Genomic DNA, 2,697 nt, shown 5'->3' on the forward strand with positions numbered 1-2,697 from the left:
ACCGTGCCCGCCCGGGCCGCGGACGACCGCCCACCGACGGGCCACCGACCGGCGGCCCGCCGGGCCGACGCGCTAGGCTCGTCGGCCGTCCCCACCGTCACCGGCACCGTCCGGTCCCGTCCGGACGCGTCGCGGTGTGCGGCGCCGCCGTCGTATGCCGTCCGCAAGCGACCGACGTGCCCGCCCACCGGCGGTCGCGGCACCACGATCGACGCCCACCCGAAGCCCCGCCGACCGGCCGCCGCCCCGGCGGGCACCCTGACACGAGGAGAGTCACCCGATGCGCAGTCCGGACCCCGCACAGCTGGCAGACCAGCTGCGCGGCGTGCTCGAGCCGGTGGTCCACGGGGCCGGGCTGGAGATCGACGCCGTGGAGGTCCGCACCGCCGGGCGACGGCACTCGGTCAAGCTCGTCGTCGACCTGCCCGAGTCCTCGCCCGCGACCGGCATCGATCTCGACGTCATCGCCCGGCTCAGCCGCTCCGCGGCCGCCGAGCTGGACCCGCACGAGCACCTCATCGAGGGCTCGTACACGCTCGAGGTGACCTCGCCCGGGATCGACCGGCCGCTCACCGAGCCCCGGCACTGGCGACGGGCCTACCTGCGCCTGGCGCGGATCACCCTGACCGACGGCACCGTCGTCGAGGCCCGGGTCGGCCGGCTCGACGGCGACACGGTCGCCGTCGCGGTCCCCGGCCGGAAGGCGCCCGAACGCCGGGACATCCCGCTCGCGGAGATCCGCCACGCCCAGGTGCAGGTCGAGTTCAAGCCCGCCCCGCCCGCGGAGACCGCACTGCTCGACCCGGACGCGCTGTCCGGCAGCACCGACGGGGCCGACGGGGCCCCCACGAACCACGACGACGGCGGCGCCGTCGAGACCGTCCGCGACGAGGAGAACCGGTGAACGTCGACATCCCCGCGCTGCGCGCGATCGAGCGGGACAAGGAGATCCCGTTCGAGACGGTCCTCTCGGCCATCGAGACGGCGCTGCTCACCGCCTACCGACACACCGACGGCCACCACCCGGACGCCCGCGTCGACATCGACCGCAAGACCGGTGTGGTGCGGGTCATGGTCCGCGACGCCGCCGACGCCTCCGAGGACGGCACCCCCGGCCCGGAGTTCGACGACACACCCGAGGGCTTCGGCCGGATCGCGGCGACCACCGCCCGCCAGGTCATCCTGCAGCGGCTGCGCGACGCCGAGCACGAGCGCACCTACGGCGAGTTCTCCACCAAGGAGGGCGAGGTCGTCGCGGGCATCGTGCAGCGCGACGCGCGCGCCAACGCCCGCGGCGTCGTCGTGGTCGAGCTCTCCGGCGGCACCGAGGCCGTGCTCCCCGCCGCCGAGCAGGTGCCGGGCGAGGTCTATCGGCACGGCGACCGGATCCGCTGCTTCGTCATCGGCGTGAACCGCGGCCCGCGGGGCACCTCGATCACGCTCTCGCGGACCCACCCGAACCTGGTGCGGAAGCTGTTCGCCCTCGAGGTGCCCGAGCTCGTCGACGGCTCCGTCGAGATCGTCTCGGTGGCCCGTGAGGCCGGGTTCCGTTCCAAGATCGCGGTGCGCTCGACCCGCTCCGGGCTCAACGCCAAGGGCGCCTGCATCGGCCCGATGGGTGCCCGCGTGCGCGGTGTGATGGGCGAGCTGGCCGGCGAGAAGATCGACATCATCGACTGGTCCGAGGACCCGGCCGAGTTCGTCGGCAACGCGCTCTCGCCGTCGAAGGTGGTCTCGGTGACCGTGCTCGACGAGCGCGCCCGGATCGCCCGCGTCGTCGTGCCGGACTTCCAGCTGTCGCTGGCGATCGGCAAGGAGGGGCAGAACGCCCGCCTCGCCGCCCGGCTCACCGGCTGGAAGATCGACATCCGCAGCGACGCCGACCCGCGTGACCCGGTCACCCCCGACGGTGGGCCGGTCGACCCCGCCGGGGAGCCGTCCTGACCGACGGAGATCAACAGCAGGGGCCGGGCGAGGGAATGCCCGAGGACCGCTCTGCGCTACACTCGTCACCGGCCCGCGGTCGCGGACCGTCGCCCACGCACACCCGGTCGGTTCCGATCCGGACCTGTGTGGGGTGCCGGACCCGGGAACGGGCCGACGTACTGTTGCGGGTGGTCGTGGAGAACGGACGTTGCATTCCGGATCCGCGCCGCCGTCTCCCCGGACGGGGTGCCTGGTTGCACCTCTCGACGGGGTGCCTGGACAGGGCCGAGCGACGCTCGGCGTTCGCCCGGGCGTTACGCGTCCGCTCGGCACCGGACGTCACCGCCGTCAAGCGGTGGCTGCAGGAGTCGCGCGACCCGCTGGGGCCCGGGAACCTCTCGGACCCGTCATCGGAAGAAAGCAAGGTCGACCAGTCATGAGCCAGCAGTGAAGATCGCACCATGAACGTGCTTCGACACTAGGTTCGAGGTCGAGCGGGATGCTGCCGCCCGGCCTCCGGTCAGGATGAGGAGAGCAGTGGCAGGCAAGGCCCGCGTGCACGAGCTCGCGAAAGAGCTCGGAATCAGCAGTAAGCAGGTCCTCAGCAAGCTGCAGGACCTGGGGGAGTACGTGAAGTCCCCCTCCTCCACCGTGGAGGCCCCGGTCGCGCGCAAGCTGCGCGACGCGATGGCCTCCGGTGGGGGCGCCGCCGGCGGTCAGCGCCGCGGTTCCGGTGCGCCCGGTGGCGGTCGTCCGCGCGCCGGTGGCTCC

The 2,697-nt window shown here is 73.6% G+C and carries 4 protein-coding genes; all 4 read left to right on the top strand.

The genetic code is table 11. The annotated features are described in order from the left end of the window. The first annotated feature begins 280 nt into the window (after nt 1–280). Entirely contained in the window at nt 281–904 is a 624-nt protein-coding gene (gene rimP, locus GTW08_RS17495) for a ribosome maturation factor RimP (protein ID WP_073578133.1), read from the top strand. Then, entirely contained in the window at nt 901–1,944 is a 1,044-nt protein-coding gene (gene nusA, locus GTW08_RS17500) for a transcription termination factor NusA (protein WP_073578132.1), read from the top strand. Before rimP ends, nusA begins: the two co-directional genes overlap by 4 nt. Nucleotides 1,945–1,979: 35 nt before the next feature. Next, on the top strand, nt 1,980–2,366 hold the full coding sequence (locus GTW08_RS17505) for a YlxR family protein (protein ID WP_083659084.1): 387 nt from the start codon (nt 1,980–1,982) through the stop codon (nt 2,364–2,366). A gap of 97 nt (nt 2,367–2,463) precedes the next feature. Further along, nucleotides 2,464–2,697: translation initiation factor IF-2 N-terminal domain-containing protein (locus tag GTW08_RS17510; RefSeq protein WP_161152233.1), on the top strand; the 234-nt coding region annotated here is incomplete at its 3' end.

The sequence above is a fragment of the Pseudonocardia sp. SID8383 genome, from assembly GCF_009864975.1.
In the GTDB taxonomy this organism is placed as follows: domain Bacteria; phylum Actinomycetota; class Actinomycetes; order Mycobacteriales; family Pseudonocardiaceae; genus Pseudonocardia; species Pseudonocardia alni.